Raw genomic sequence first — 5,757 nt, forward strand, 5'->3', positions numbered from 1 at the left:
AGCAAAAACCATTCATTCTCTTTTTCTTGAAATGTCCGCACAGGCGCACCACTCTCAATATGCGCTAAAAGCAAACTCGCAACCTCTAGCTGCGCCTTTGCTTCTTTGTCTGTGCCGCTTTTTGCGCTTCTAGCAAGTCTTTCTACGCGCTTTTGTAGGGTTTGCATATCGGCAATCAATAATTCTGTCTCAATAATTTCCACATCACGCAAAGGTTCAATGCTTCCCTCTACATGCGTAATGTTGGAATCCTCAAAACAACGCACAATATGCAAAATCACCTCTGTTTCTTTAATGTTTGCCAAAAACTGATTCCCTAAGCCCTCTCCCTTGCTTGCTCCCTTGACAAGCCCCGCAATATCTACAAATTCCACCACAGAATGTTGAATCTTTTGCGGATTGACAATCTTAGCCAACTCCAAAAGTCGCGTATCAGGCACAGGCACGATTGCCTTATTTGGCTCAATCGTGCAAAAGGGATAATTCGCAGATTGGGCATTTTGTGTTTTGGTCAGCGCATTAAAAGTTGTGGATTTACCTACATTTGGAAGTCCTACGATTCCGATTGATAGCCCCATAAAATTTCCTTTATTTTGTCTGATTTAGGATAAACTGCACAACTGCACGAATCCCTGCACCGCTTGCCCCAAAGGGATTCACTCCCCAAGCCTTTTCCACATAAGCAGGTCCAGCAATATCCAAATGCAACCATTTTTGCGTTAGAGATTCCGCTACAAACTCGCCCAAAAACATTCCCGCACTAATTGCACTTCCATAGCGACTAGAGGGAATATTGCACAAGTCTGCTACTTCGGAATTAAACAGCTTCCTTAAATAAGGATTAAAAGGTAGGATTCCGCTTAGCTCTCCTGCCTCAAAGGCTGCTTTGGCAAAGCTTTCTTTTAACTTTTGATTGTATCCCATAATTCCTGTGCTATAATCTCCCAAAGCCACGACACAAGCCCCTGTAAGTGTAGCTAAATCAATCAAAAAATCCGGCTTTAAATCACTTGCAAAGCTTAAGCAATCCGCCAACACCAAACGCCCCTCTGCATCAGTATTGCGCACTTCAATGCTCTTTTGATTCCGCGCAATTAAAATATCATCAGGCTTATATGCATTTCCGCCAATCATATTTTCAGCCAATCCTAAGATTCCATGCACTTCAGCTTGCACGCCTAGTTTTGCCACAGATTCCAAAATCCCAATCACCGCGCACGCACCGCTTTTATCTGATTTCATTGTCGTCATATAATCACCCGGCTTTAAACTAAGCCCACCGGAATCGTAAGTTAAACCCTTGCCAACTAGCACGATTTTAGGCAGATTTTTGCCTTTTGCCACTTTGGGTTTATAACTCAAATGCACAAGATAGGGCTTGTTTGCACTTGCCTTTGCCACTGCCAAAAATGCACCCATTTTTTCTTTCTCTAAAAATTTCTCATCATACACCTTGCACTCTATGCCACATTCTTTTGCGATTCTTTGCGCAAAGTCCGCGACATACTTTGGCGTTGCAATCATTGGTGGAGTATTAATCAACTCACGCACTTGATTGATACTCTCACTCAAAATTTGGGATTCTTTGATGATTTGTGCAAGTATTTTTTGTTCTAACTTCGTAGAGCTTAAATAGATTTCTTGAAGATTGTTTTCACCCTTTTTGCTTTTAAAAGCATCAAACACATAAGAACCAAGCAAAACTCCCTCACAAACCTCTTTTGCCTCTTGTTGTGATTCTACCACAAGTGAAGCAGACTTTACCCGCAACTTTTTAATGCTTGCCAATGCATTGGCAAGCGCATCGCGTATGGCATTTGGAAAGGGATAATTATAGCTCTCAATTCCTACAAAAAATTTCTTGCTTGCTACCAAAAAGCAGCAACCCTCTCCTTTGTAATTTTGAATCTCTAGTGCGTCCTTTTCGGCTTTAGTTAAGGCTTTTGGTAATTTTTTATCGCGCAAAAGGACGATTTCTAGTTCCGCTTGTTTTTTAAGATTTAAGATTTTCATTTTATTTTCCTGTCATTTTTTGTTCAGCTTTTGCTGTGGCTTTGTGCATATAATAATAGATTCCACCACCCAAAATTAACGCAAATGGAATCGCAATATAATAATGCTCCTTAGCATAATGCACGATTTGAAGTAATTGTTCGCCAAAGAAATAGGCTAGCAAAATTGTAATTGCCGCCCAAACAAGCGCACTGATGAGATTAATAAAAGCAAAAGTTTTCGCGCTATATCGTGTAACGCCAATACTCATTGGAATCACCGTGCGCATACCATACAAGTATCTTTGGGCAAAGATAATGGGCCAGCCATATCGTTGCAATAGCAAATGTGCTAAGGCAAATTTACGCCTTTGGGTTTTGAGTTTTTTGTAAATGAATTGCTTATTGTAGCGTCCAATATAGAAATAAACTTGGTCTCCCACAAATCCACCCAATCCTGCTACAATAATTGCAATAGAAATCGTCATATGCCCTGTATGACACATAATTCCAGCCATAATCAATCCAAGCTCACCCTCTAAAGTGCTCCAAATAAACAAAATAATATAGCCGTATTCTTGCAGCCATTGTGTAAATAATTCTTCCATTTGCAAGTTTCTTTTAATAGATTTTATTAAGATTAAGAAGCGGATTTTAACAAAAATTTGCTTAACATTTTCTCTACATTTGCACAACACAAAAGTTTGTTCAATGCAAAAACTACTTTTGCAAATTAAGCTACTAAGATAACGAACGAGCAGTAAATAATGTGCCCTTGCTATGCTTAGAATGAAGCAAAAAATCTTTTAAAATATTCAAATCTTTGCCACTAGAGAGGAACATTTCGCGCCCATTTTCTAGCAAAAACTGCGCCGCTTTTAGTTTCGTTACGATTCCACCTGTGGCAAAGGCATTGTTGGGTGTCGCCTCTGCTTGCAATTCCGCTTGCGAAATTTCTGTTACGATTTTGCGTATTTTTGCGTTGGGATTCTCTTTGGGGTTTTCTTCGTAATATCCGTCAATATCGCTTAGAATCGCCAAAAGCGAAGCATCAAAAAAATGTGTAACATAAGCAGAGAGTTGGTCGTTATCACCAAAACCCAAAAACATCAACTCGCCTGTTGTGGTTACATCGTTTTCGTTAATAATTGGCAAAACCTTGTTTTTTAGCAACACCTCCATTGTGTTGCGCGCATTTTGAGTGCGTTTCCTAGAATCCAAATCATAACCCGAAAACAAAACTTGCGCACTCAAGATTCCATAAGGCTGCAAGGCTTTGGCATAAATTTGCATTAAAAGCGGTTGTCCAATCGCCGCTAAGGCTTGTTTGTTTGCCAAAATCTTTTTGTCCAATTCTAGCGCAGTGAAGCCTGAAGCTACCGCTCCTGAAGAAACTAAAATCACTTCATAAGTTGCACTCAACTCGCTAATTAATTGCGCTAATGCCTCTATGCGCACGAGATTCACCTTTTGATTCTCTACCAAAATCGCACTACCCACCTTAATCACAATTCTATTTTTGCGCATCAAAGTCCTTTAAACAAGAATATAAAAGGAATCGCAAGGATTCTAAATTTTCTCCACTGACACTTGAAACACCAAGCGCAAAAAAGGGCATACTCCAATCATAATCTTTGCCAAAATCTTGTTTGTCCTTTTGTGTAAAAAGACCGCTAGATTCTCTTTGTGTTAATTGGAATTGAAAGGCATTCAAGAATTTTGCGATTTCTTCTTGAACATTCTGCGATTCCGCATTTTGTTGCACATCAAGCCTAGAAAACATAATGCCAAAAGGGCGACGAGAGAGTTCTGCGCTAAAATGTTCTAACTCCGCCCTTAATGTCCCAAACTGCTCTTGCAATGTGCGATAATTTGCTAAATCTAGCACAAAAAGCAAGAATCGTGTGCGCTCAATGTGGCGCAAAAACTCTAATCCCAAGCCTTTTCCCTCACTTGCTCCCCCAATGATTCCGGGAATATCTGCAATCACAAAGGATTGATACTCTCCGACATTGACAATTCCAAGTTTTGGAATCAGCGTTGTAAATTCATAATTCGCAATTTCGGGCTTTGCGTTAGATAACACAGACACAAGTGTGGATTTTCCGACATTTGGAAAACCTACAAGTCCGACATCGGCAATCAATTTCAATTCCAAGCGGATTTGCTTTGCAATGCCTACAAGCCCCTTTTGCGCGTAAGTTGGGCGTTGATTTGTGGCACTTTTAAAATGCACATTGCCTAAGCCACCTTTGCCACCCTCCAAAAATAGAATCTTTTGGGATTCCTCTACCAAATCTAGCAAAAGCTCTCCGCTTTGACTATCAAAAACTTGCGTTCCGGGCGGGACAATAATCACTAAATCCTCACCCTTTTTGCCATATTTATTGCGTCCTTCTCCGGGCTTTCCATTTTGAGCCTTGAAAGTCTTATGTCCTCTAAAATGCGAAAGCGTATCAGTATTTCTATCCACTTGAAAATACACATTCCCGCCCTTGCCGCCATCGCCCCCGTCAGGTCCTCCATTTAGCACATATTTTTCTCTGCGAAACGAAACAGCACCCTCGCCACCTTTGCCGGAAGACACAAAGATTTCAACGCTATCAACAAACATCAAATAACCTTAAAAGTTTAGCTCTAGGATTCCACTACGAATTATGATTTGAATACCAAAATTAAAGATTAATATTAAAATCAAAACCCAAAAAACTATTTAATAAATTAGGCGGAATCCCGAGCGGAATCCCGCTAAAGAAGCTTTAAGAAGCTGGGATAATAGAGACTTTTTTGCGCTCTCTATCTTTTCTTTCAAAAGAAACGATCCCATCAATTAATGCAAAAATTGTATGGTCTTTGCCCATTCCCACATTATTTCCGGGATGCACTTTTGTGCCTCTTTGACGGATAATAATATTGCCCGCACGAACAAACTGCCCACCAAACTTTTTAACACCTAAGCGGCGTCCCGCAGAATCGCGGTTATTCTGGGTGCTACCCTGACCTTTCTTGTGTGCCATTTCAACTCCTTAACAATCTTAAGCCGCGATTTTTACCACGCGCACACGCGTAAAATCTCGTCTAAAGCCTCGTTTTGTTTTGCTATCTTTTCTGCGTCTTTTCTTAAAAGTGATGACCTTTTTACCTCTGCCCTCATTGATGACTTCTAGCTCCACTTTCGCGCCGCTTACATAAGGCGCACCAAGCTTAATGTCTCCGCCATCGCAGATTGCTAAAACTTCGCTCACTTCAACTTTTGACTTTGGCTCAAGGTTTAAACAATCTAGCAAAATAACATCGCCTTCTTGCACCTTGTATTGTTTGCCTCCATTCGCAATAATTGCATACATTATACAATTCCTTAAAATTTGAAGTTCTTTTTATTAAAGCTAATAAAAGTCGGGATTCTATCTAAAATTTCATTAAGATTACTTGAAAGAGATAAAGGGATTCTATCTTTTGTTTATTTGCGGGAGGGTGCGGGGGTCAATGGATTTAATGAGTGATTGTATCTCTTCATTATACATCTCTTGCGTGTAGATTCGCTCTCACATTTTAAATCTTGCTTCAATAATATTAAAAAGCTCGGGCTTGGTGTATTTCCACCGCTGCAAAGTGCGCGTGGTAATGCGTAGGATTCTACCCTTATCTTGTTGTGTGTATTTCATTAAGATTCCTTAATCTACATTTAATGCTTGATTTACTGCTATTCTCTGTATTTCTAGGGCGAATTAAATAAAGCTTTCTCTTGATTTCAAATTACGATAAT

The 5,757-nt window shown here is 39.9% G+C and carries 7 protein-coding genes; all 7 read right to left on the reverse strand.

The genetic code is table 11. The features are described from left to right. Positions 1-578 (reverse strand): GTPase (locus Q1553_RS00715; protein ID WP_300842674.1); only part of this gene is annotated, 578 nt, incomplete at its 3' end. A gap of 10 nt (positions 579-588) precedes the next feature. After that, positions 589-2,013 (reverse strand): leucyl aminopeptidase, encoded by a 1,425-nt coding sequence (locus Q1553_RS00720; RefSeq protein ID WP_297601133.1) that lies wholly within the window; start codon positions 2,011-2,013, stop codon positions 589-591. 1 nt (position 2,014) lies between these two features. Beyond that, positions 2,015-2,599, reverse strand: a complete 585-nt coding sequence (locus Q1553_RS00725; protein WP_115551240.1) for a DedA family protein — start codon at positions 2,597-2,599, stop codon at positions 2,015-2,017. 133 nt (positions 2,600-2,732) lie between these two features. Beyond that, complete coding sequence (gene proB / locus Q1553_RS00730) at positions 2,733-3,518, reverse strand: glutamate 5-kinase (protein WP_115551059.1); 786 nt, start codon at positions 3,516-3,518, stop codon at positions 2,733-2,735. Beyond that, the gene (gene obgE, locus Q1553_RS00735) at positions 3,505-4,605 is read right to left on the reverse strand and encodes a GTPase ObgE (protein ID WP_300667866.1); all 1,101 of its coding nucleotides are present in this window, start codon (positions 4,603-4,605) and stop codon (positions 3,505-3,507) included. The genes proB and obgE overlap by 14 nt, the downstream gene beginning before the upstream one ends. A gap of 145 nt (positions 4,606-4,750) precedes the next feature. Then, the gene (gene rpmA / locus Q1553_RS00740; protein WP_115551061.1) at positions 4,751-5,008 is read right to left on the reverse strand and encodes a 50S ribosomal protein L27; all 258 of its coding nucleotides are present in this window, start codon (positions 5,006-5,008) and stop codon (positions 4,751-4,753) included. 18 nt (positions 5,009-5,026) lie between these two features. After that, complete coding sequence (gene rplU, locus Q1553_RS00745) at positions 5,027-5,338, reverse strand: 50S ribosomal protein L21 (protein ID WP_115551062.1); 312 nt, start codon at positions 5,336-5,338, stop codon at positions 5,027-5,029. Positions 5,339-5,757: the final 419 nt, after the last annotated feature.

The sequence above is a fragment of the Helicobacter sp. UBA3407 genome, assembly GCF_949747025.1.
GTDB lineage: Bacteria > Campylobacterota > Campylobacteria > Campylobacterales > Helicobacteraceae > Helicobacter_D > Helicobacter_D ganmani.

Bases quoted from the DNA above. Each gene is read 5' to 3' on its own strand.
- Q1553_RS00720 (WP_297601133.1), bottom strand. From the start codon at position 2,013: ATGAAAATCTTAAATCTTAAAAAACAAGCGGAACTAGAAATCGTCCTT.
- Q1553_RS00725 (WP_115551240.1), bottom strand. From the start codon at position 2,599: ATGGAAGAATTATTTACACAATGGCTGCAAGAATACGGCTATATTATT.
- proB (WP_115551059.1), bottom strand. From the start codon at position 3,518: ATGCGCAAAAATAGAATTGTGATTAAGGTGGGTAGTGCGATTTTGGTA.
- obgE (WP_300667866.1), bottom strand. From the start codon at position 4,605: ATGTTTGTTGATAGCGTTGAAATCTTTGTGTCTTCCGGCAAAGGTGGC.
- rpmA (WP_115551061.1), bottom strand. From the start codon at position 5,008: ATGGCACACAAGAAAGGTCAGGGTAGCACCCAGAATAACCGCGATTCT.
- rplU (WP_115551062.1), bottom strand. From the start codon at position 5,338: ATGTATGCAATTATTGCGAATGGAGGCAAACAATACAAGGTGCAAGAA.